Genomic DNA, 21024 nt, shown 5'->3' on the forward strand with positions numbered 1-21024 from the left:
TTGCGGGTTCTGCTGATCAAGACTTCTTCGCTGGGCGACGTGATTCACGCGTTGCCGGCGCTGACCGACGCGGCGCGGGCGATCCCCGGCATCACGTTCGACTGGGTGGTGGAAGAAGGTTTCGCCGAAATCCCGACCTGGCACCCGGCCGTGGGCAAGGTGATTCCGGTGGCGATCCGTCGCTGGCGCAAAAACATCTGGCAGACCATCAAGAGTGGCGAGTGGAAGCGCTTCAAGCAAAGCATTCGCGCGACCAAGTACGACCTGGTGATCGACGCCCAGGGCCTGCTGAAAAGCGCGTTGCTGACGCGTTATGCCAAAGCGCCGGTGGCCGGCCTGGATAAAAACTCGGCGCGCGAACCGATCGCCGCACACTTCTATTCCCGACGTCTGGCCGTGGCCCGTGGGCAACACGCGGTGGAGCGGGTGCGTCAGCTGTTCGCCGTGGCCCTGGGTTATGACTTGCCTAAAGGCTTGGGCGACTACGGTCTTAACGTCGAGCGACTGGTGGAACTGCCGCGCAAAAATCCTTACGTGGTGTTCCTGCACGGCACCACCTGGGACACCAAACACTGGCCCGAGGCCTACTGGCGCGAGCTGGCCGAGCGTGTCGGCTATCTCGGTGTCGGAGTGAAACTGGCATGGGGAAATCCGGCCGAAAAGGCCCGGGCCGAGCGCATCGCCAAAGACATGAAGCACGTCGAAGTGCTGCCCAAGTTGAACCTGGCGGGTGTCGGCAAAGTGCTGGCCGGGGCGCAAGCCTGTGTGGCGGTGGACACCGGTCTCGGTCATCTGGCCGCTGCACTGGATGTGCCGACGTTGTCGCTGTTCGGTCCGACTAACCCGGGCCTGACCGGTGCCTATGGTAAATCACAGATTCACATGGCCAGCGACTTCCCTTGCGCGCCATGCCTGCAAAAGAAATGCACCTATCAACCGACGGCCGAAGATGCCCGTCGGTTCGACCTGAAACGCGAGTGGCCCCTGTGCTTCACGCGTCTGAACCCCGAGCGTGTCGCCAGCCGACTGAGCACGTTGTTACTGGCTGAGGAGCTGCGCTGATGCAATTGGCATTCGTCCTGTACAAATACTTTCCCTTTGGCGGCTTGCAGCGCGATTTCATGCGCATCGCCCTGGAATGTCAGCAGCGCGGCCACCAGATTCGCGTCTACACACTGATCTGGGAAGGCGACATTCCACCGGGGTTCGAAGTGCTGGTGGCGCCGGTCAAGGCGTTCTTCAACCATCGGCGCAACGAGAAACTCAGCGAGTGGATGGAAGCCGATCTGGCCAAGCGTCCCGTGGACCGATTGATCGGTTTCAACAAGATGCCGGGCCTGGACGTCTACTACGCCGCCGACGGCTGCTTCGAAGACAAGGCGCAGAACCTGCGCAATTCCCTGTACCGTCGCTGGGGCCGCTACCGGCACTTCGCCGAGTACGAGCGCGCCGTGTTCGCCAAGGATGCCAAGACCGAAGTGTTGATGATTTCCGAAGTCCAGCAGCCGCTGTTCATCAAGCATTACGACACGCCACTGGAACGTTTCCACTTGCTGCCACCGGGCATCTCTCAGGATCGTCGCGCGCCAGCCAATGCCGCTGAAATTCGTGCCGAATTCCGCCGCGAGTTCAATCTGAAAGACGATGATTTATTGCTGGTGCAGATCGGTTCCGGGTTCAAGACCAAGGGCGTGGATCGCAGCCTCAAGGCGCTGGCCGCTTTGCCCGCCGATCTGAAAAAACGCACCCGGCTGTTTGTAATCGGCCAGGACGACCCCAAATTATTCCAGATGCAGAGCGCCACATTGGGGCTCGGCGACAACGTGACGTTCCTCAAGGGTCGCAGCGATATCCCGCGCTTCCTGCTCGGTGCAGATCTGTTGATCCACCCGGCGTATAACGAAAACACCGGAACCGTGTTGCTCGAAGCCCTGGTGGCCGGGTTGCCGGTCTTGGTGAGTGCGGTTTGTGGCTACGCCCATTACATCGCCGAGGCCGACGCCGGTCTGGTGCTGGACGAGCCTTTCGATCAGGCACAGCTGACGCAGTACCTGACCGGTATGTTGAACGACGCTCAAGCACGGGCGGCCTGGAGCCGCAACGGTCTGGCCTTCGCCGAGACGGCCGACCTCTATAGCATGCCGCAACACGCGGCCGATGTGATTCTGGCGGAGCACGCTTAATGAAGTTGATGCTGGCTGAACCGTTCAAGAGCCTCTGGGCCGGACGCGACCCGTTCGCTGAAGTCGAGGGCCTTCAGGGCGAGGTGTACCGCGAGCTTGAAGCGCGCCGGACCCTGCGTACCGAAGTGAACGGCAACGGGTTTTTCGTGAAAATCCACCGTGGCATCGGCTGGGGCGAAATCTTCAAGAATCTGCTCACTGCCAAGTTGCCGGTGCTGGGGGCTGGGCAGGAGTGGAAGGCCATTCAGCGCCTGCAAGAAGTCGGTGTGCCGACCATGACCGCCGTCGCGTACGGCGAAAAAGGCAGCAACCCGGCGGACCAGCATTCGTTCATCGTCACTGAAGAGCTGGCCCCTACGGTCAGCCTCGAAGATTTCAGCATCGACTGGGTCAAGAATCCGCCCGAGCCAACGCTCAAGCGTGCGCTGATCGCCGAAGTCGCACGCATGACCGGCATGATGCATCGCGCCGGGGTCAACCACCGCGACTGCTACATCTGCCACTTCCTGCTGCACACCGACAAACCGGTGACCGCCGATGACTTCAAGCTCTCGGTGATCGACCTGCACCGCGCCCAGACCCGCCCGGCGATCACCCAGCGCTGGCGCAACAAGGATCTGGCGGCGCTGTACTTTTCGGCCCTGGACATCGGTTTGACGCAACGCGACAAACTGCGCTTCCTCAAAGACTACTTCCAACAGCCGCTGCGCCAGATTCTGGCGGAGGAAGCGGCGCTGCTCGCCTGGCTCGAAGGCAAGGCCAACAAACTCTACGACCGTAAACAGCGATACGGGGATGCGCTCTGATGCCGGGTTGGAGACTGGAACCTGCGTACAGCGATCTGGCAGAAGATTTCGGCAGCCTTGAGGCGGTGTTTGCGCTCGAGGGTGAGCGCCTGACTCGAGACCCGTTGTCCGAGGTCATCCGCGTCCAGCGCAATGGCGTCAACTATTACGTCAAACGCTACGTGGGCGCGGGCAAAGGCTTGCGTCGTTACCTGGGCAAGCCCCGGGTGAAAGCCGAGTGGCAGAACCTCAAGCGCTTCGCCAAGTGGGGCATTCCGACTGCCGAGGTGGTGGCCTGGGGCTTGGAGCGGCGCGGCGCGGCTTACGATCGTGGGGCGATGATCACCCGTGAGCTGCCCAATACCGAAGACTTGTCCGCCCTGGCCGAACGGCATGATCCGAAGCTGTCGGACCGCGCCTGGGTCGACACGATCAGCCGACAGTTGGCCGACTACACCCGAACGATGCACGAAAACCGCTTCACCCATAATGATTTGAAGTGGCGCAACCTGTTGATCGACGATCAGGCGCGGCTGTTTCTGATCGACTGTCCCAACGGTGATTTCTGGCGCGGCTTCTGGCTCAAGTACCGCATCACCAAGGACCTGGCGTGCCTGGACAAGGTGGCCAAGTATCAACTGTCGGCCACCCAGCGCCTGCGTTTCTACCTGCAATACCGCCAACAGACCCGGCTCAATGCAGCCGATAAAAAACGGATCCGGCACGTGGTGAGATTTTTCGAGGGACGCGAATGACTGATTTCCTGGCCGCTGAAGACCGTGCGCTGCTTGAGCGCCATGGTCTCGGCACCTTCGACGCACTCTGGGCCCGGCAGCTCGATGCCGTGGACGAGCCCAACACCCTTCGCGGTGGCTGGAGCAGCGTGTTTCGACTGGATCTGGAAGGTCATGGCTACTACCTCAAGCGCCAGAGCAATTACCAGATGCGCACTTTGCATGCGCCCTTTGGCGAGCCGAGCTTTGCTCGCGAGTTTCGCAATATCAGTCGCTATGAAAAGCTCGGCATTCCGGCGCTGAAAGCGGTGTTCTTCGGTGAGCGCAAGGTCGACGGCGAAGTCCGGGCGATTCTGCTGACCCGTGCCCTGGACGGTTGGGATGACCTGGATTCACTGTTGCAACGCTGGTCCGACCTGAGCGCGACTCAGCACTCGGCGATTCTGCGGGCCTGTGGGCAACTGGCCAGACGCCTGCACCGCGCGCGTCAACTTCACGGTTGTTTTTATCCCAAACACATCTTTCTCCAGGCCACAGGCGACGGCTACCAAGCCCAGCTGATCGACTTGGAAAAGACCCGAACGTTATTGTTCGGTCAGCGAGATCGGGTCAAGGATCTGGAGCCGTTGCTGCGCCGGGCTCCAGAGTGGAGCGAATTGCAGTTGCGCGAGTTTTTGGCCGCCTATCTGGATCAAACTCACGACAGTTCGTTGATCGACAGCTGGCTTGCGCGACTGACCGCGCGGCGTAGTCACAAGGAGACGCGCTGATGCGTTTGTCCGAGCTAAAACAGGCGGGGCGCAGCCCGAGCCTGCCGCTGAACATTTCCCTGGCCGATGCCGCCGGGCCTGCCGAGTTGCAGTTACTGAGTCTGCTGCGGGTGTTGCCCGGGCAGCGGTATGTCGGGGCCGGTGTCTGGCGCGGTCGGCCGGTGCTGGCCAAGTTGTTGGTCGGCAGCAAGGCGGCGCGGCATTTTCAGCGGGAGCTGGAGGGCGTGCGTCTGCTGGCCGCCGAAGGCCTGACCACGCCGCAATTGTTGGCCGACGGCCTCAAGGACGGCGAGGGCGGTTGGCTGTTGTTCGATTTTCTTGAAGGCGCCGAGAGCCTCGGGGATGCCTGGAAACAGGTCGAACACTTGCCGGTGCTGACCGATGAGCAATCGGCGGTATTGGCCGATGCCCTTGGGGCGATTGGTCAAATGCACCGCAAAGGCCTGTGGCAGGAAGACCTGCACCTGGACAACCTGCTGCGTCAGGGCGGTCGGCTGTACTTGATTGATGGTGCTGGGATTCGTGTCGAAACGCCGGGCCAGCCGCTGTCGCGACAGAAAGTGCTGGAAAACCTCGGCGTGTTTTTTGCCCAGTTGCCCAAATCACTGGAACCGTTTACCGAAGAATTGCTGTTGTATTACCTGCTGAGCAACGGCGAACATGCCTTGCCCATGGAAGCATTACAGAAGCAGATCGATAAGGTCCGCAGTTGGCGTCTCAAGGATTTCCTGATCAAGGTTGGCCGCGAATGCACGCTGTTCAGCGTCCAGCGCGGGGCGTTCGGCTTGCGCGCCATCCGCCGCGAGGAAGAGGCGGCAATGCTGCCGGTGCTGGAACAGGCCGACGCTTTGCTTGATCAGGGGCATCTATACAAGACTGGCGGTGCGGCGAGCGTTGGCAAGGTTGACGTGAATGGCCGCACGCTGGTGATCAAACGCTACAACATCAAAGGTTTTGCCCACTGGCTCAAACGCTTCTGGCGTCCAAGTCGTGCCTGGCATTCCTGGCGCGAAGGCAATCGCCTGGCGTTCCTCGGGATCGCCACGCCCAAGCCGCTGGCGTTGCTGGAGAAGCGTTTTTTCTGGCTGCGCAGTCGGGCTTACTTGATCACCGAGCATCTGTCGGGGCCGGACATCATCGAGCGCTTTGCTCCCTACGTTGAGAGCGGCAATGCGCCCGAGGCTGAGCTGCTGGCGCTGGACCATTTGTTTGCCGAGCTGATTAGCGAACGGATCAGTCATGGTGATTTCAAGGGCCACAATCTGTTCTGGCAACAGGATCGCTGGGCGCTGATCGATCTGGATTCTATGTGCCAGCACGGCTCGTTGAGCAGCTTCGCCCCGGCCTATGCACGGGATCGCGCACGGTTCATGCGCAATTGGCCGGAAAGCAGTGCCCTCTATCAAGTCATTGATCAGCGTCTGCCCAAAAACATCTCCAGCGCTGCCTGAATCGGACCTTCGGTCCTTTCGCGAGCAAGCCCGCTCCCACACTGAATCTGTGCCGAACACACATGTCGTGTTCACAGCAGATCCACTGTGGGAGCGGGCTTGCTCGCGAAGCTGGCGCCTCGGTCTTCCAGGGGATTGAGGCGCGGCAAATAGCGCTGGGTCATTCCCGTCATGTTTACGCTATAATCCCGCCCTTTAGCTGCCTCGCGCCCCTTGCGAAGGCACATTCATATTTGAGGCGCCTTGCGCCTGCATGCAGACTAAAGAGGCTAGACCCCTGTGGCATTGACGATTCTTGGCCTGTCCGGCGCCCTTAGCCATGATCCTTCCGCAGCCCTGTACATCGACGGCAAGCTGGTCGCGGCGGCTGAAGAAGAGCGCTTTGTGCGCGATAAACACGCAAAGAACCGCATGCCTTACGAATCGGCGAAGTTCTGCCTCGAACAGGCAGGCATCAAGCCGTCCGACGTTGACGTCGTTGCGATCCCGTTCGCCCCGATCAGCCTGTTCGGCAAGGCTCGCTGGCAGTACGCCAAGCGTTATTGGTACGCCCCGGACCGCGCACTTGACGCGATCCTGATGGGCAACCGTCGCTACAAGCGCTACCGCAACAAGATTGTCTGGTGCCTCGAGCAACTGGGTTTCGATCCGAAGAAAATCAAGATCGAACCGGTCGAGCACCATCTGGCCCACGCCTCCAGCGCTTACCACTGCTCCGGTTTCAAAGAGAAAACCGCGATCCTGGGGATCGACGGCAAGGGCGAGTACGCCACGACCTTCTTCGGTTACGGCGAAAACGGCAAGATCCACAAGATCAAGGAATTCTTCGATCCGGACTCCCTCGGCGGCCTGTATGGCGCGATCACCGAGTTCCTCGGTTTCGAGATGCTCGACGGTGAGTTCAAGGTCATGGGCATGGCGCCGTACGGCGATGCCACTAAATACGATTTCTCGCGCCTGGCCTCGTTCGAGAACGGCGAGCTGGTGATCAACACCGACTACGCCAACGTCATCGGCCTGCGTCGTTACAAAGAGAAGGGCAAGGGTTTCTACTTCTCGCCGAAGCTGATCGAGTGGCTGGGTCCCAAGCGCGAAGGCGACATCGCCGACGAGCCGTACATCCATTACGCCGCGAGCATGCAAGCGCTGTTCGAGAAACTGGCGTTGCAGATGATCGATCACTACCTGGGCGATGTGCTCAAGGAAACCGGCAAGCTGGCTTACGCCGGCGGCTGTGCGTTGAACGTCAAGCTGAACCAGAAAATCATCGCTCGCGATGATGTTAAAGAGCTGTTCGTCCAGCCTGCGTCTGGCGATGCCGGCACCGCGGTCGGCGCGGCGGCTTATGTGTCTCACGCCCGTGGCGTGCCGGTCGAGAAGATGGAACACGTCTACCTCGGCCCGTCCTACAGCAACGAAGACGTGGTCGCTGCGTGCGCCCGTCACCCGAGCAAGCCTGCCTGGCGCAAGCTTGAGAACATGCCGGAGAACATCGCCAAGATCATGGTCGATGGCAATCCGGTGGCTTGGTTCCAGGGTCGCATGGAGTTCGGTCCGCGTGCCTTGGGTGGTCGTTCGATCATCGGTTGCCCGAGCGCCGTCGGCGTGGCTGACCGCATCAACCACCAGATCAAGTTCCGCGAGCGCTGGAGGCCTTTCTGCCCGTCGATGCTCGACACTGTTGCACCGCAGATGATCAAGATCGATCACCCTGCGCCGTTCATGACGTTCACTTTTGAAGTGGCGGAAGAATGGAAGACCCGCGTACCGGAAGTCGTCCATGAAGACGGCACGTCCCGGGCCCAGGTGCTCAAGCGCGAATACAACCCGCGCTACTACGACATGATGAAGGCGCTGGAAGTGCTGACCGGCAACGGTGTGTCGCTGAACACCTCGCTCAACCGTCGTGGCGAACCGATGATCTGCTCGCCGACGGATGCCCTGAACATGTTCTTCGGTTCCGATCTACAGTATCTGATCATGGAAGACATCCTGGTGGTCAAAGAGGGCGCGGACGCATATGACACGCTCGGCTGAACGCCATGTGCTGCAGTTCTGTCACGGCTATGACGGGCCGTTTCTGGACTGCGCCCGGCAGTACGCCAGCCTGTTCGCGGGGACCGGCTATCGCGTGACCACGGTGTTTCTGACCGGGGCCGCCGACGCCGAAGTCGCCGCGAGCTGCGCTTCCGATGAAGTGCTGTTCATGGAATACAGCTCCAAGGCCATTCGTGGCCTGAAGCTGGGTGCCATCAGCGATCTGCGCAAGATCGCCGCCTCGCGCAATTTCAGCTTCTGTATTGCTCATCGCTTCAAGCCGATCTACATCGCCTTGCTCGGCACGTCGTTGCCGGTGATTGGCGTGCATCATGCTTTTGACGATTACAAACGTGGCACACGCAAACTGTTCGCGAATTTCTTCCGCAAGCGCCTGAGCCTGCTCGGGGTCTCCGATGCCGTGCGCGACGATATGCGCAGTTGCCTGCCGAAATGGCCGGCTGCGCGGATTCAGACGCTCTATAACCGTATCGATGTGCAAACCCTGGAGGATAGCCAGGTGTCGGTGCGCGAAGCCCGGGAAATCCTCGGCTTGTCGATGGATGCCTGGGTGGTCGGTAATGTCGGGCGGCTGCATCCGGACAAGGATCAGGCCACGCTGCTGGAAGGTTTCGCCGCCGCGCTACCGGGTTTGCCGACTAACAGCCAGCTGGTGATTCTCGGCAGCGGTCGGCTGGAGCAGGACCTCAAGGCCCAGGCGCGTGAATTGGGTATCGGCGATCGTGTGCTGTTTCTCGGCCAGGTGCCTGAGGCGCGGCGCTATTTCCGTGCTTTCGATGTATTTGCCCTGAGTTCCGATCACGAACCGTTCGGCATGGTGCTGCTGGAGGCCATGGCCGCCGGTGTGCCGCTGCTCGTCACGGCGTGTGGCGGAGCGAAGGAAGTGGTCGAAGGCGTGGGCATTCTGTTCCCGTTGGGCGATGCCGAGCGTTTGGCCCAAGGGCTGCAACATCTGGCCGCGATGGACGAGCAGCAACGTCGTCAGTGTGCCGAGTTGATGCTCGACCGTTTGCGTGAACGTTTTTCCGACCGTGCGGTGCGCGATGCTTTCTGGCGTTTGCCACACGTTACCGAACTGGTGCCGAGGGGTTGATGCTCAACCGATTTCAAGGCTGGCGCGAACGTGGCTGGGCGGTAGTCGACGCCTCGACCTATGCCGATGCGTGGCAACGCTATGGCGGCAGTGTCGCAACTCATCCCATGGTGATCGAACGGCTGGCGCAGTTGGCCGACATCCCGGTGCGCTACCTGGCCTGGGAGCAAAGCGGTGAAGTCAAGGCAGCGATTCCGACCTGGGGTCGCGACCTCGCCCTGTCCAAGGATGTGCTCAAGCGCCGCGGTAAAAAGGGGCTCTTCGACCTTGGCAATGCCGAGATCATTTTGCCCGCCGCTGCCGATGCCCAAGTCCCCCTGCGTCACCGTGGACGCTATCTGTCAGCGCTGAATGAAGGCCGCTTCACCGGCATCAAGTTGCAGGCTGAACAACTGGCCATGGCCCGTACTCCTGAAGAACTGTCGAAGAAGTTTCGCTACAACCAGCGCCGCGAATTGCGTTTGCTGGAAGAAGCGGGCGGTGTCGTGCGGCCGGTTGCCGAGTTTTCCAGTCGTGAGCTGGCGGCGATTTATTGTGATCTTTTCCAGCGCCGCTGGGGCTTCCCGGCGACGGGCGCCGAACGCATGGCTGAGGTGATCGAGCTGCTGCGTGATTTGCTGATCGGCTCGGTGATTTTTCTCAACGACGCGCCCATCGCGATACAGCTGGTGTACCGCGTCGAGACACCGCAGTGGATCAGCGTCGAGTACATCAATGGCGGCGTCGATCCCGAAACCCGCGAATTCAGTCCCGGTAGTGTGTTGAGCTTTCTCAATACCCAAAGCGCCTGGGAGCATGCCCGGGCGCTGGACAAACCGTTGCGCTTTTCCTTCGGTCGTGCGGACCGTGAATACAAGGATCGCTGGTGCAATCCCGTACCGGTGTTCACCGTATGAGTCAGCCCATGAGCCGCAAACAGCAATTGCTCAAGCGCCATAGGCGCAACAAACGCATCGGTCTATTGATCGCACTGGTGCTGTTGATCGCCAGCGGCGTGCTGGTGGCCTGGTGGTTGCCGCCGGTACTCGCGGTGCTGGGCTGGATTGCCCATGAGGCCTGGTTCGCCGACCATTTGTTTTATTCCCCGAAAGACGATTACCAGTACAGTTTTCCGCCATACACCCAGCAACCCAAGGTTCGCCTGGACGGCGAGCATTTACGTTTGGGCGATGGCGTGATGCTGGTCGACGACGCCACGCTGGTATTGGCGCTGCGGGTAAAAAGTACCTGGCTGGGTCGCTTTATCGATCCCGTGGTCGAGTTGTCGGGTGGCGATCACCCGGACCGACAAACCTTCGAGCGTGGCGTGGACGGTCTGCGTTACCTCAACCTCAGCGGACAGGCGCAAGCCCTGTCGCAAGGTGAGCTGCGTCTGCGCGGACGTTTCTGTCGATTGCTCGGTGAGCCGGTGTTGTGGGCATTTGAACATCCGGATTACCGTCGCCAGCGAGTGATGGTCATCGCTCCGCATGCCGACGATGCCGAACTGGCAGCATTCGGTTTGTACAGCAGCGCCGAGCAAAGCTGGATCGTGACCATTACCGCCGGTGAAATCGAGGCCGAGCACTATCAGAAGATGGGGCTTGATGGCGTCGAATCATCCCGCTTGAAAGGCTCGCTTCGCGCCTGGGACAGTATCAGCGTGCCGTTGTGGGGCGGTGTGCCTCAGGAGCGTTGCATCCAGTTGGGTTACTTTTGTCTGCAATTGCCCGCCATGCAGAGTGCGCCGGGCAAGGCTGTGGCGTCCCGCGAGGCACAGCTTGGCGATACCCGGTATTTCCGACGATTCAATCCGTTTGCCCTGGGCAGTGACGTCGATGGCCTCCCGACCTGGGGTAATCTGCTCGCTGACCTGATCGAACTGATCGAGCGTGTTCAGCCCCAGGTCATTGTCTTGCCGCACCCGCGCTTCGATCCGCATCCAGACCATCTATGCTCTCAGCAGGCGGTGATGCAGGCGCTGAGTTTTACAACCTGGCAGCCCGAAATCTTACTGCACTACGCCAACCACCTGCACGACAACGATCGCTGGCCAATGGGCGATGCCGGTACGGGCGTGGCATTGCCGCCACAGCTGATTGCTGATGAACCGTTACGGCCCTGGGCGCTTGGTTTGTCGCCCGAAAAGCAGCGGCACAAGGCTATGTCGTTGGGCATGATGCACGACCTTCAGCCCCGGCTTCCCCTCAAGCGCCTGCTGCGCCGGGTGATACAACGTTGCCTGGCGGCCCGGCGCTGGCCGGCTTTCGGTGAAAACGAGTTCTTCCGTAAAACGGTGCGACGCCACGAGTTGTTTTGGGTCCAAGAGCTGTCTGGAAAGAGAGAGATCAATTGAAAGTTCTGTTTCTGGTGCAGAAAGAGCAGCGAGCTATCCTCGACCGTCTGTATGACGGCATCGCCGAACAGTGCGACTGCGACAAGCGTGAATTGACCAGTGAGGATCAGAACGACTTGCGTGGATATTTTCGCAAGCATGTCGATGTGACCCGCTATGACCGGATCGTTTTTTTCCTGCGCTTCAAAAAAGAGATCAGACAGGTGAGGTTCATACAGACCCTACCCAATCTGGTTATTCTTGAACATGATGCGTACCAGAATTACATCCCGTGTAAATACACCGGCAAATTCAGCGCCCATTATCGCAAGCTGCCCTGGGCGCGGGTGATCAGTTCGGGTTTCATGGTCAGCGAGCGCTTGCGTGATGAAGGTTTTGACGCGCATTTCGTGCCCAAGGGATACGATCAGGCGCTGTTGCAAAATCGTCAGCGCGAGCGCGATATCGAGCTGGGTTTCGTCGGCAGTCTCAACAGCGTCGCGTATGCCGGGCGCAAGGCCATGCTCGAGTCCGTGGCTGAAGTCGAGAACCTGCTGATCACGCGCACCAAGTCGGGTGAGGAATACTGCGAGACGTTGAGCCGGATCCGTTATTTCGTGAGTGCCGACGTTGGCATGGGCGAATACATGATCAAGAATTTCGAGGCCATGGCCTGCGGTTGTGTGCTGTTTGCCTACGATCAAGGGGAAGAAGAGAATCGCGCACTGGGCTTTATCGATATGCACAACATCGTGCTCTATCGAACCCGCGACGAACTCAGGGAAAAACTGGCTGTGTTACGCGAGTCTCCGCAGCTGACTGAAGCCATTTCATTGGCCGGACAGGCTCTGGTGGAGCGGCGTTACACCTTCCAGGCTGTGGGACATGCGATTGTCGACGCGCTGCGTGCGCCGTTGCGCGAGCATGTCCCGCTGGGATGGAAAGAGAAACTACGCTTGTCGCTCGGGCTGTGAGGCCAGGCGATTAAATAATCTTTGGTGCGGTGTAAATAAATGCTGTTCAGCGAGACTAGCGACATTTCGGTTGTCATCACCAGTTGCGGTCGCTTCGATTTGTTGACGCGAACCCTCGAGACGTTTGACCGGTTCAACACGGCTCCCATCCGTAAAGTGTTCATTACCGAGGACTCCGGCGACAGTGCCGTCGAGGCCTGCATTCCGGAACACTGGAGGGCGCATACACAGTTCTTCATTAATAAACCGCGCCTGGGGCAGTTGCGCTCCATCGATGCCGCCTATGCTCAGGTACAGACGTCGTGGATTTTCCACTGCGAAGACGACTGGGATTTCTACCGTGAAGGGTTTATCGAAGAGTCCCAATGCCTGCTGGAAGAAGATCCTCAGGCACTGCAGGTGTGGTTGCGCAGCTTCAATCACGACCTCAAGGTTCACAGCCCTTACGTGTTCCTGAACGAGCGCAAGGTCAGCCACGGCATTCCTTTTTATATACTGGGCTCCCAAAAGGCTGACTGGCAGGGTTTTTCGTTGAATCCGGGGCTGCGTCGTCGCGCGGACTACCTGATCCATGCGCCGTATTCCGCGTTTTCTGGAGAGAAGGACCTGTCGCGCTTGTATGCCGGTGAAAACCGCTATGCGTTGATACTGGAAAACGACGCGGTATTGCACACCGGCTTCGGTGAGCATGTGTTGGTTCCAGAGGAACGAGTCAACAAATTGCGGCGTAAACGTCTCGATCGGATAAAACTGATAGCGGCTCTTGTTCTCGGTCTGGCGATAGGTTGGGTGCTCCATGGAATCTAGTGGCATGAAGCCCGGAAAAATCACCGTCTCGTCGTATTTCGGAGCTGTACTCTGCCTGTTCCTGTTGAGCTTTGTGGTGGGCTGGTCTTCGAAGTGGACCAACAATCTGTTCTACGGCCTGATGATATTGCCGGGCCTGTTTTTCCTGATCAAGGTACGAGGCGCGGGCCTGCTCAAACAACCGCTGATGTGGTGGTGGCTGGCGTTCATCCTGTGGTTTCTGTTGCCTGCAACGATTGCGGGGCAGATGCAGTTTTTCAAGCACGTCTTCTACGTGCTGATGTTCGTCATGGTGGTCGGCGCCTTCAGCGATCCGCAATTTTTCCGCAGCCCGGCGTTCGTTCGCACGCAGTTCTGGATCCTGGCTTTGTACATTTTCGGCTGTGCGCTCTACGGCTGGGTTACCGGTGAGTTCGCCTTCGGCAGGCGGGTGGATCTCCTTCAAGGGCGCTTGCAGAACGTCATTTATGCAAGCATATGGCTGCTCTGCGCGTTGGCGTTGGCGTTGCCAACGTGGTTCAGGGAGCGACGCTTGATCGAGGGTGGCCTGGCCATCGCTCTGTCAGTGTTTGCGGTGGTCTTCGTTTTGCAGACGCGCACGGCATTGGTGGGAGTCGTGTTCCTGTTGGGCATCTTGTTACTTTACGGTTTCTACCATAAGCCGCGGCTGGTGGGCAGCGCTGTGGCGGTTAGCCTGGTGGTCGCGGGCCTGCTGTTCTTGATGGTGCACAACGAAGCCTGGTATCAGTCCCTCTGGGCTCGAGGCGACTCTTACCGTATCGAAATCTTTGAGATCATGGTCGGCGAGTGGCGCAACTGCGGCTGGCTAGTGGGCTGTGGCATCGACTTTCATACCGCCCAGTTGCTCGATGGCTGGATGCCGATCCAGCATCCGCACAATATTTATGTAGCACTGGGGGTGTACAGCGGCGCGGTGGCGCTGGTGTTGTTCCTCGCGCTGATGACGGCCACCCTTTGGCAGGCCTGGCGCCTGCGTGATGCGTGGGGCATGTTTCTGGCGTGTGCGCTGGTGATGCTGAACTTCGATGGCAGTTTGCTGATTGGCAACCCTGACGAGTTGTGGCCACTGGTGTTGCTGCCCGGGGCGATGATCCTCTCCCGCGTGCTGAAGGCGCAGCGCCCGGCGCTGGCGTAATGCCAGGCCTTCGCCTCCTCCCCGGAGGCGAAGGTGGCAAAGATGGCGTGATTATTTTTGCAGGGCGGTGCTCAGTTCTTCCGCAGAACAGATGCTCTGGGTCTGGCCATAATTCTGCATGAACACTTCGCCATGGCCGTCGAGCAACCACTGGCGATCTTGCGGATAGCGCACCATATGCTTGAAATTGCGCAGTCGCAGTGTCTTGCGTAGCGGACGGCGATACACCCGCATATCGGCAATGTCGATCAAGCCCAGCTGATGCTCAGGCGTGAGCACGATATTGCCCAGGTGCGCTGAGCGGAAATAGATTCCGCGCTCATGCAAGGTAGCCATGAAGGCCCCGAGCTGGCCGCGCAGCGGATCGGCATCGACCTGGGTATCCAGCAACTGACGCAGGGTCTGGCCGGGGAGTGGGTCGTAGTGCACGGCATCACGCTCGATACTCGGGATGCGGTAGACCTGACGAATTGACGGGCAGGGGATCTGCCGTTCACGCAACGCATCACAGTTGTCGGCAAAACGTTTGGCGTATGGGTACCACGCGGCCGACGTCAGCAGGCGCTTGCGGCGAAACAGCTTGAGTATCGAGCCGTCCGTCAACCGCAGAACCTTGTCCCCCGAACCATCCGCTTCAAGGACTTGTGCTCCCTCGCGCAAGGCGAGATATCGGGTGTGATCGAGCGCTTGCATCAATACTCCGGGTTAGGCGCCGTGAGGCATGGATAGCCGGCCATGTTACCGCAGCTCAGCGACTAAAATGGCCTGTGTTACACTCGCGGGCTCTTTTCTCATACAACGGGTTCTCATGACCAGCCCTGATTCGCCTGCGCCGTCGAGCTTGAAGATATACCTGCGCCTGCTGTCGTATGTGCGCCCGTACTGGGGCATGTTTGCACTCAGTATTGTCGGCTTTGTGATTTTTGCTTCGACGCAGCCCATGCTGGCGGGGATTCTCAAGTATTTTGTCGATGGCCTGAGTAACCCTGAAGCGGTGCTCTTCCCCAATGTTCCTTATTTGAGGGACTTGCAGTTGCTGATGGCCGTGCCGTTGCTGATCATCCTGATCGCCGCGTGGCAAGGCCTGGGGTCGTTTCTTGGTAACTACTACCTGGCCAGGGTCTCCCTGGGGCTGGTCCACGACCTGCGCGTCGAGCTGTTCAACAAGTTGCTGGTGTTGCCTAATCGTTATTTCGACACCCATAACTCCGGTCACCTGATTTCCCGTATCACCTTCAACGTGACCATGGTCACCGGTGCCGCCACCGACGCCATCAAAGTGGTCATTCGTGAAGGCCTGACCGTGGTGTTCCTGTTTGCCTATCTGTTGTGGATGAACTGGCAGCTGACGCTGGTGATGCTGGCGATCCTGCCAGTCATTGCGATCATGGTCAGCAGCACCAGCAAGAAATTCCGCAAGCAAAGCAAGAAGATCCAGGTGGCGATGGGCGACGTGACTCACGTGGCCTCCGAGACTATCCAGGGCTATCGCGTGGTGCGCAGCTTCGGCGGCGAGAGCTATGAAGAACGCCGCTTTGCCGCCGCCAGCCAGGGCAACACCGACAAGCAATTGCGCATGACCAAGACCGGCGCGGTCTACACGCCCATGCTGCAGCTGGTGATCTACACCGCGATGGCGGTGCTGATGTTCCTGGTGCTGTTACTGCGCGGCGATGCCACTGCCGGTGACCTGGTGGCCTACATCACCGCAGCGGGCCTGCTGCCCAAGCCGATCCGGCAGCTGTCGGAAGTCAGTTCGACCATCCAGAAAGGCGTCGCCGGTGCCGAGAGCATTTTCGAACAACTGGACGTCGAGCCCGAGGTCGACAACGGCACCGTCGAGCGCGATCGCGTCAACGGCCACCTGGACGTGCGCAACTTGAGCTTTACCTACCCTGGAACCGACCGTGAAGTGCTGAAGAACATCAGCTTCACCGCAGCGCCGGGGCAAATGATCGCCCTGGTCGGCCGTTCCGGTAGCGGCAAGTCAACCCTGGCCAGCCTGATTCCGCGTTTCTATCATCACGATATCGGCGAAATCATGCTCGATGACGTGGAAATCGAAGACTATCGCCTGCGTAATCTGCGTCGGCATGTGGCGCAGGTGACGCAGCATGTGACCCTGTTCAACGACACCATTGCCAATAACATCGCCTACGGTGACCTGGCCGGCGCCCCGCGTGCCGACATCGAAAAAGCCGCCACCGATGCTTACGCGATGGACTTCATCTCGCAGATGCCCGAAGGCCTGGACACTCAGGTCGGTGAGAACGGCGTGCTGCTGTCCGGTGGCCAGCGTCAGCGCCTGGCGATTGCCCGGGCCTTGTTGAAGAATGCACCACTGCTGATTCTCGACGAGGCAACGTCGGCGCTCGATACCGAATCCGAGCGGCATATTCAGGCGGCGCTGGATCAGGTCATGAAAGGTCGTACCACGCTGGTGATTGCTCACCGGTTGTCGACCATCGAGAAAGCCGACCTGATCCTGGTCATGGATCATGGGGAAATTGTCGAACGTGGCACCCATGCTGAATTGTTGGCGCAAAACGGCTATTACTCGCGTCTGCATGCAATGGGGCTGGATGTCCCGGCGGAAGACATCGCCTGACCCGACAAGAGGGTGAGCCTCGGCTCATCCTCTCGCACACCCGGCGTGCAACGCGTCCGGGTGATTTGTATCCGATTGCTTACGCTTCTTGACCAAACCTGAATAAATCTCTGCACCGCGCTTGTTAAGGTTCCTGAACGAATCTCTGACTTCAATCGAGGGGGCCATCCCCGTCGCGCGGGTACTGCAATGTTGCAACGTTATCTCTGGAAGCTGTTGCCCAAGCCCCAACGGCATTTCTTGCTGGGGCGGCTGTCGGTCGTGGACCGTCAGGTGGTCAACAAGTCGATGTCGGCCAATCTGCGTTTTCCCCGGCCCTTCACGCAGCGTTCCTGTCTGTTCATACACGTGCCCAAATGCGCCGGGAGCAGCGTGTGCGCAGCGCTGTTCGATGGCTGGAGCCCGGGGCACTTGCCGTTGTACTGGTACGAGCAGCAATTTCCCGAGCAGTTTGCCGTCAGTTTCAAATTCGCCTTTGTCCGCGATCCGCTGGAAAGGGCGTATTCGGCTTACGCTTTTCTGCGGGGCAACGAACTGAGCCGGCGCGATCACCCGGCGCAAAAGCTGGTCAGCCACTACCGCGACTTCGACGATTTCGTTGGCCGTTGGCTGCATCCCGAGACGATCCACCGGCAACTGCATTTCGCCGCGCAAACGGATTTTCTCACCGACTCCCTGGGGCATCTGGCGCTCGATTTCATCGGCTATCAGGAGCATCTGGAGCGGGATTTCGGGCTGGTTTGCGAACAGTTGGGTCATGCGGTGCCGCTGCCCCACGTCAACAGCTCGCAGCAGCGGCGCGCGATGCGCGCCCGTGAGTTCTGTTCGGTTCGTACCCGTCGGCTGGTACGGCGGGTCTACCAGCGCGATTACGAGATGCTGGGTTATGAATGAGGCGCAGGCAATGTCTGTCCCCCGGATCAGGCCCTATGCGCTATCGCTGTCGAGCGGCGACCGGGCCGCACTCAAGTCGCAGCGACCGCGCTGCCTCTGGCTGACAGGCTTGTCGGGGGCGGGCAAGTCGACGCTGGCCAATGCCCTGGAGCTGCAACTCAATCGTTTCGGGCTGCACACCTTTGTGCTCGATGGCGACAACCTGCGCGCCGGTCTTTGCCGTGACCTGGGGATGGGGGCTGAATGTCGCCGGGAAAATATCCGGCGCATGGCCGAAGTGGCGCGCCTGATGGTCGATGCTGGCTTGATTGTGATTGTCGCGGCGATCTCACCGTTCCGGGCCGAGCGCGAGGCGGCGCGGCGGTTGTTCGCCGAGGGTGACTTCATTGAGGTGTATGTGAGCACGCCGTTCGAGATTTGCGCGCAGCGCGATCCCAAGGGCTTGTATCAGGCGGCCCGACAGGGAAAGCTCAAGGATTTCACGGGTGTCGACAGTCCCTACGAGGCGCCGCTGCAGGCCGAGTGCGAGATTGACACGCAGGCGCTGGAGATGGCGGAGGCTTGCGGTCGATTGTCGGAGTTTTTGATTAATAAATGAACAAATAGCCCTGGTGATTCATCCCGTTGCAGCCGTCGCACTAGCCCACGCCAACCCTGTGTTAATATCGCGCCCCTGTTCATTTTGTATGTGGGTTGCTCCATGAAGTTGTCCATGCCGCGATTCGATCAAGCCCCTGTCTTGGTGGTCGGCGATGTCATGCTCGACCGTTACTGGCATGGTGGTACCTCACGGATTTCCCCTGAGGCGCCTGTACCGGTAGTCAAGGTCGAGCAAATCGAGGACCGCCCGGGCGGTGCCGCCAACGTTGCGTTGAACATTGCCGCCCTTGGTGCGCCAGCCTCGCTGGTCGGCGTGACCGGCGACGATGAAGCCGCCGACAGCCTGGTCAATAGCCTCAAGGGTGCCGGCGTACGTGCATTGTTCCAGCGCATCGCGCACCAGCCGACCATCGTCAAGCTGCGGGTCATGAGCCGTCACCAGCAACTGCTGCGCATCGACTTTGAAGAACCTTTCGCCACCGACGCCCTGGCGCTGGGCGAGCAGGTCGACGAACTGCTCGAAGGCATCAAGGTGCTGGTGTTGTCCGATTACGGCAAAGGCGCGCTGAAAAACCATCAGGTGCTGATCCAGGCTGCCCGTGCTCGCGGCATTCCGGTGCTGGCTGATCCCAAGGGCAAGGATTTCTCGATCTATCGGGGTGCGAGCCTGATTACCCCGAACCTCAGCGAATTCGAAACCATCGTCGGCGGTTGCGCCGATGAGCATGAGCTGGTGAGCAAGGGCGCGCAGCTGATGCACGACCTGGACCTCGGTGCATTGCTGGTGACTCGTGGCGAACACGGCATGACGTTGCTGCGTCCGGATCATCCGGCGCTGCACCTGCCGGCCCGTGCCCGTGAAGTGTTCGACGTGACCGGTGCCGGCGACACGGTGATTTCCACCCTGGCGGCGGCGATTGCTGCTGGCGAAGAACTGCCCCACGCGGTGGCCCTGGCCAACCTGGCGGCGGGCATCGTGGTCGGCAAACTCGGTACGGCGGCTATCAGTGCGCCGGAACTGCGTCGCGCCATCCAGCGTGAGGAAGGCTCCGAGCGCGGTGTGCTGGGGCTTGAACAGCTGTTGCTGGCGGTCGACGATGCGCGTGCGCACAACGAGAAGATCGTCTTCACCAACGGCTGCTTCGACATCCTGCATGCCGGCCACGTGACCTACCTCGAACAGGCACGCGCCCAAGGCGATCGTCTGATCGTGGCGGTCAACGACGATGCCTCGGTGAGCCGCCTGAAAGGGCCGGGTCGTCCGATCAACAGCGTCGACCGTCGCATGGCCGTACTGGCAGGTCTGGGCGCTGTGGACTGGGTGATCAGCTTCCCTGAGGGCACCCCGGAGAACCTGCTGCGCGAGGTCAAGCCGGATGTGCTGGTCAAGGGTGGCGACTACGGGATCGACCAGGTGGTCGGCGCGAACATCGTGACCGCTTATGGCGGGACTGTGAAAGTGTTGGGGCTGGTAGAAAACAGCTCGACCACAGCGATTGTCGAGAAGATCCGCAAGTCCGAGTGACACTAAAAGATCGCGGCCTGCGGCAGCTCCTACAGAGTTATATGTACATCTGTAGGAGCTGCCGCAGGCTGCGATCTTTTGCTTTCAAGAGCTGACTTTTTTACGCGGCACGATCTTTTTCAGCAGTTGCTTCGCTTTCCCGCGCAATCGCGCCAAACCGGAATCTTTCGTCGGCGGGCTCAACCCCTGCTGTCGCACCCAATCCTTCCAGCGAATCCGCTCATCACGCACCAGCCAGCCTTCCTGCCGAGCAAAGCTCTCAGCCAGGTACAACCCGCGAGTGCTCGCCGGGTACAGCTGATCCTTTTTCAAGGTATAGAGCTCGGCCATCGGTTGGCCGTCCTGCAACGGCATCAGGTAGAGATCGGGGCGTTTGCGGTCGAGCCGGGCCACCAGTTGATCGCCTTCCAGTCGCTCGTCGACATGAAACAGACTCAAGGATTTGGCTTCCTTGGGCACGTCCAGGCGCAGGTCGTAGATCAATTGCAAAGATGCGGTCGGCAAATGCACATAGGCTCGCGGACGCTCGATCAGTTGCATGTTGGCGCATCGCACCGGCCGCGCTGAGCCGGACAACGGTGTCAGGCGAAACGGCAGGGCCTCGCGATAATGCAGGGCGGACGAGTAGGGCGCCGGCAGCCAGGTGTCGTTGAAGCGGCCGCCGAGCCAGCCTTCCGGCGTCTCCAGCAGACACTCTTCGGCAATCTCCTGGATCGCCGTGTGCAGCGGCAGGTTGAGCTCATGGGCCGGCACGTAACCAGAGATCAGCTTGAGCACCACATCGCCACGGTCCTGCCGACGCTGACGCACCAGCACCCAGTAATCGCGATTCTGCCAATGCAGGGTCAGGCGTACCGAGACACCGAGGTTGGCCAGTTCCAGGGCAAACCGCTCGGTGTCAGTCACCGTCACCGGGCGGCGACGTTGCAGGGTCTGGGAGAAATTGAGCGGCATCCCGACGCTCTGATAACTCAGGCCTTCGGGCGTCGCTTCGACAAATAACGGCAGGGTCTTGAAGTTGCTCGGGTTCTTTCTTATGAGCGTACGCGGCATGTCGACTCCTGCTTAAGGC

General features: G+C 59.9%; 19 protein-coding genes. 17 read left to right on the plus strand and 2 right to left on the minus strand.

The window, feature by feature from the left end; genetic code table 11:
• The 13 genes from waaC to ACA055_RS02355 all read left to right on the plus strand — a co-directional run bounded on the left by waaC (nucleotide 1) and on the right by ACA055_RS02355 (nucleotide 14325).
• Nucleotides 1-1062, plus strand: coding sequence for a lipopolysaccharide heptosyltransferase I (waaC, locus tag ACA055_RS02295; protein ID WP_497682179.1), 1062 nt, complete (start codon nucleotides 1-3; stop codon nucleotides 1060-1062).
• Nucleotides 1062-2183, plus strand: coding sequence for a glycosyltransferase family 4 protein (locus ACA055_RS02300; protein WP_223432815.1), 1122 nt, complete (start codon nucleotides 1062-1064; stop codon nucleotides 2181-2183). Before waaC ends, ACA055_RS02300 begins: the two co-directional genes overlap by 1 nt.
• On the plus strand, nucleotides 2183-2989 hold the full coding sequence (gene rfaP / locus ACA055_RS02305; protein WP_497682180.1) for a lipopolysaccharide core heptose(I) kinase RfaP: 807 nt from the start codon (nucleotides 2183-2185) through the stop codon (nucleotides 2987-2989). The genes ACA055_RS02300 and rfaP overlap by 1 nt, the downstream gene beginning before the upstream one ends.
• Nucleotides 2989-3723, plus strand: a complete 735-nt coding sequence (locus tag ACA055_RS02310; protein ID WP_497682181.1) for a lipopolysaccharide kinase InaA family protein — start codon at nucleotides 2989-2991, stop codon at nucleotides 3721-3723. The genes rfaP and ACA055_RS02310 overlap by 1 nt, the downstream gene beginning before the upstream one ends.
• Nucleotides 3720-4472 carry a lipopolysaccharide kinase InaA family protein gene (locus ACA055_RS02315; RefSeq protein ID WP_497682182.1) on the plus strand — a complete coding sequence of 251 codons (753 nt, stop codon included), beginning with the start codon at nucleotides 3720-3722 and terminating at the stop codon, nucleotides 4470-4472. Before ACA055_RS02310 ends, ACA055_RS02315 begins: the two co-directional genes overlap by 4 nt.
• On the plus strand, nucleotides 4472-5923 hold the full coding sequence (locus ACA055_RS02320) for a lipopolysaccharide kinase InaA family protein (RefSeq protein ID WP_497682183.1): 1452 nt from the start codon (nucleotides 4472-4474) through the stop codon (nucleotides 5921-5923). The genes ACA055_RS02315 and ACA055_RS02320 overlap by 1 nt, the downstream gene beginning before the upstream one ends.
• A gap of 279 nt (nucleotides 5924-6202) precedes the next feature.
• Nucleotides 6203-7960 (plus strand): carbamoyltransferase family protein, encoded by a 1758-nt coding sequence (locus tag ACA055_RS02325; RefSeq protein WP_497682184.1) that lies wholly within the window; start codon nucleotides 6203-6205, stop codon nucleotides 7958-7960.
• Nucleotides 7944-9074: a glycosyltransferase gene (locus ACA055_RS02330; protein ID WP_497682185.1), complete on the plus strand. Its 1131-nt coding sequence runs from the start codon at nucleotides 7944-7946 to the stop codon at nucleotides 9072-9074. Before ACA055_RS02325 ends, ACA055_RS02330 begins: the two co-directional genes overlap by 17 nt.
• Nucleotides 9074-9970, plus strand: a complete 897-nt coding sequence (locus ACA055_RS02335) for an antimicrobial resistance protein Mig-14 (RefSeq protein ID WP_497682186.1) — start codon at nucleotides 9074-9076, stop codon at nucleotides 9968-9970. Before ACA055_RS02330 ends, ACA055_RS02335 begins: the two co-directional genes overlap by 1 nt.
• Nucleotides 9971-9978: 8 nt before the next feature.
• Nucleotides 9979-11409 (plus strand): PIG-L deacetylase family protein, encoded by a 1431-nt coding sequence (locus ACA055_RS02340; protein WP_497682187.1) that lies wholly within the window; start codon nucleotides 9979-9981, stop codon nucleotides 11407-11409.
• Nucleotides 11406-12362 (plus strand): glycosyltransferase family protein, encoded by a 957-nt coding sequence (locus tag ACA055_RS02345; protein ID WP_497682188.1) that lies wholly within the window; start codon nucleotides 11406-11408, stop codon nucleotides 12360-12362. The genes ACA055_RS02340 and ACA055_RS02345 overlap by 4 nt, the downstream gene beginning before the upstream one ends.
• Before the next feature lie 39 nt (nucleotides 12363-12401).
• Nucleotides 12402-13169 (plus strand): glycosyltransferase family 2 protein, encoded by a 768-nt coding sequence (locus tag ACA055_RS02350; RefSeq protein WP_497682189.1) that lies wholly within the window; start codon nucleotides 12402-12404, stop codon nucleotides 13167-13169.
• Nucleotides 13170-13173: 4 nt separating this feature from the next.
• Nucleotides 13174-14325 carry an O-antigen ligase family protein gene (locus ACA055_RS02355; protein ID WP_497682190.1) on the plus strand — a complete coding sequence of 384 codons (1152 nt, stop codon included), beginning with the start codon at nucleotides 13174-13176 and terminating at the stop codon, nucleotides 14323-14325.
• Between the two features lie 51 nt (nucleotides 14326-14376).
• Here ACA055_RS02355 and ACA055_RS02360 read toward each other — a convergent pair whose 3' ends face one another.
• Complete coding sequence (locus ACA055_RS02360; RefSeq protein ID WP_497682191.1) at nucleotides 14377-15018, minus strand: BUD32 family EKC/KEOPS complex subunit; 642 nt, start codon at nucleotides 15016-15018, stop codon at nucleotides 14377-14379.
• 115 nt (nucleotides 15019-15133) lie between these two features.
• Here ACA055_RS02360 and msbA point away from each other — a divergent pair, with 115 nt between their 5' ends.
• The 4 genes from msbA to hldE all read left to right on the plus strand — a co-directional run bounded on the left by msbA (nucleotide 15134) and on the right by hldE (nucleotide 19952).
• Nucleotides 15134-16933: a lipid A export permease/ATP-binding protein MsbA gene (gene msbA / locus ACA055_RS02365; RefSeq protein ID WP_497682192.1), complete on the plus strand. Its 1800-nt coding sequence runs from the start codon at nucleotides 15134-15136 to the stop codon at nucleotides 16931-16933.
• A gap of 189 nt (nucleotides 16934-17122) precedes the next feature.
• Nucleotides 17123-17827 carry a sulfotransferase family 2 domain-containing protein gene (locus ACA055_RS02370; RefSeq protein ID WP_497682193.1) on the plus strand — a complete coding sequence of 235 codons (705 nt, stop codon included), beginning with the start codon at nucleotides 17123-17125 and terminating at the stop codon, nucleotides 17825-17827.
• Nucleotides 17820-18425, plus strand: coding sequence for an adenylyl-sulfate kinase (gene cysC, locus ACA055_RS02375; protein WP_497682194.1), 606 nt, complete (start codon nucleotides 17820-17822; stop codon nucleotides 18423-18425). Before ACA055_RS02370 ends, cysC begins: the two co-directional genes overlap by 8 nt.
• Nucleotides 18426-18527: 102 nt before the next feature.
• Entirely contained in the window at nucleotides 18528-19952 is a 1425-nt protein-coding gene (hldE, locus tag ACA055_RS02380) for a bifunctional D-glycero-beta-D-manno-heptose-7-phosphate kinase/D-glycero-beta-D-manno-heptose 1-phosphate adenylyltransferase HldE (protein WP_497682195.1), read from the plus strand.
• 84 nt (nucleotides 19953-20036) lie between these two features.
• Here hldE and ACA055_RS02385 read toward each other — a convergent pair whose 3' ends face one another.
• Complete coding sequence (locus tag ACA055_RS02385; RefSeq protein ID WP_497682196.1) at nucleotides 20037-21005, minus strand: metal ABC transporter ATPase; 969 nt, start codon at nucleotides 21003-21005, stop codon at nucleotides 20037-20039.
• Nucleotides 21006-21024: the final 19 nt, after the last annotated feature.

The organism is Pseudomonas sp. LBUM1657, assembly GCF_059716075.1.

Bases quoted from the DNA above. Each gene is read 5' to 3' on its own strand.
- ACA055_RS02300 (WP_223432815.1), top strand. From the start codon at position 1,062: ATGCAATTGGCATTCGTCCTGTACAAATACTTTCCCTTTGGCGGCTTG.
- rfaP (WP_497682180.1), top strand. From the start codon at position 2,183: ATGAAGTTGATGCTGGCTGAACCGTTCAAGAGCCTCTGGGCCGGACGC.
- ACA055_RS02310 (WP_497682181.1), top strand. From the start codon at position 2,989: ATGCCGGGTTGGAGACTGGAACCTGCGTACAGCGATCTGGCAGAAGAT.
- ACA055_RS02315 (WP_497682182.1), top strand. From the start codon at position 3,720: ATGACTGATTTCCTGGCCGCTGAAGACCGTGCGCTGCTTGAGCGCCAT.
- ACA055_RS02320 (WP_497682183.1), top strand. From the start codon at position 4,472: ATGCGTTTGTCCGAGCTAAAACAGGCGGGGCGCAGCCCGAGCCTGCCG.
- ACA055_RS02330 (WP_497682185.1), top strand. From the start codon at position 7,944: ATGACACGCTCGGCTGAACGCCATGTGCTGCAGTTCTGTCACGGCTAT.
- ACA055_RS02335 (WP_497682186.1), top strand. From the start codon at position 9,074: ATGCTCAACCGATTTCAAGGCTGGCGCGAACGTGGCTGGGCGGTAGTC.
- ACA055_RS02340 (WP_497682187.1), top strand. From the start codon at position 9,979: ATGAGCCGCAAACAGCAATTGCTCAAGCGCCATAGGCGCAACAAACGC.
- ACA055_RS02350 (WP_497682189.1), top strand. From the start codon at position 12,402: ATGCTGTTCAGCGAGACTAGCGACATTTCGGTTGTCATCACCAGTTGC.
- ACA055_RS02355 (WP_497682190.1), top strand. From the start codon at position 13,174: ATGAAGCCCGGAAAAATCACCGTCTCGTCGTATTTCGGAGCTGTACTC.
- ACA055_RS02360 (WP_497682191.1), bottom strand. From the start codon at position 15,018: ATGCAAGCGCTCGATCACACCCGATATCTCGCCTTGCGCGAGGGAGCA.
- msbA (WP_497682192.1), top strand. From the start codon at position 15,134: ATGACCAGCCCTGATTCGCCTGCGCCGTCGAGCTTGAAGATATACCTG.
- ACA055_RS02370 (WP_497682193.1), top strand. From the start codon at position 17,123: ATGTTGCAACGTTATCTCTGGAAGCTGTTGCCCAAGCCCCAACGGCAT.
- cysC (WP_497682194.1), top strand. From the start codon at position 17,820: ATGAATGAGGCGCAGGCAATGTCTGTCCCCCGGATCAGGCCCTATGCG.
- hldE (WP_497682195.1), top strand. From the start codon at position 18,528: ATGAAGTTGTCCATGCCGCGATTCGATCAAGCCCCTGTCTTGGTGGTC.
- ACA055_RS02385 (WP_497682196.1), bottom strand. From the start codon at position 21,005: ATGCCGCGTACGCTCATAAGAAAGAACCCGAGCAACTTCAAGACCCTG.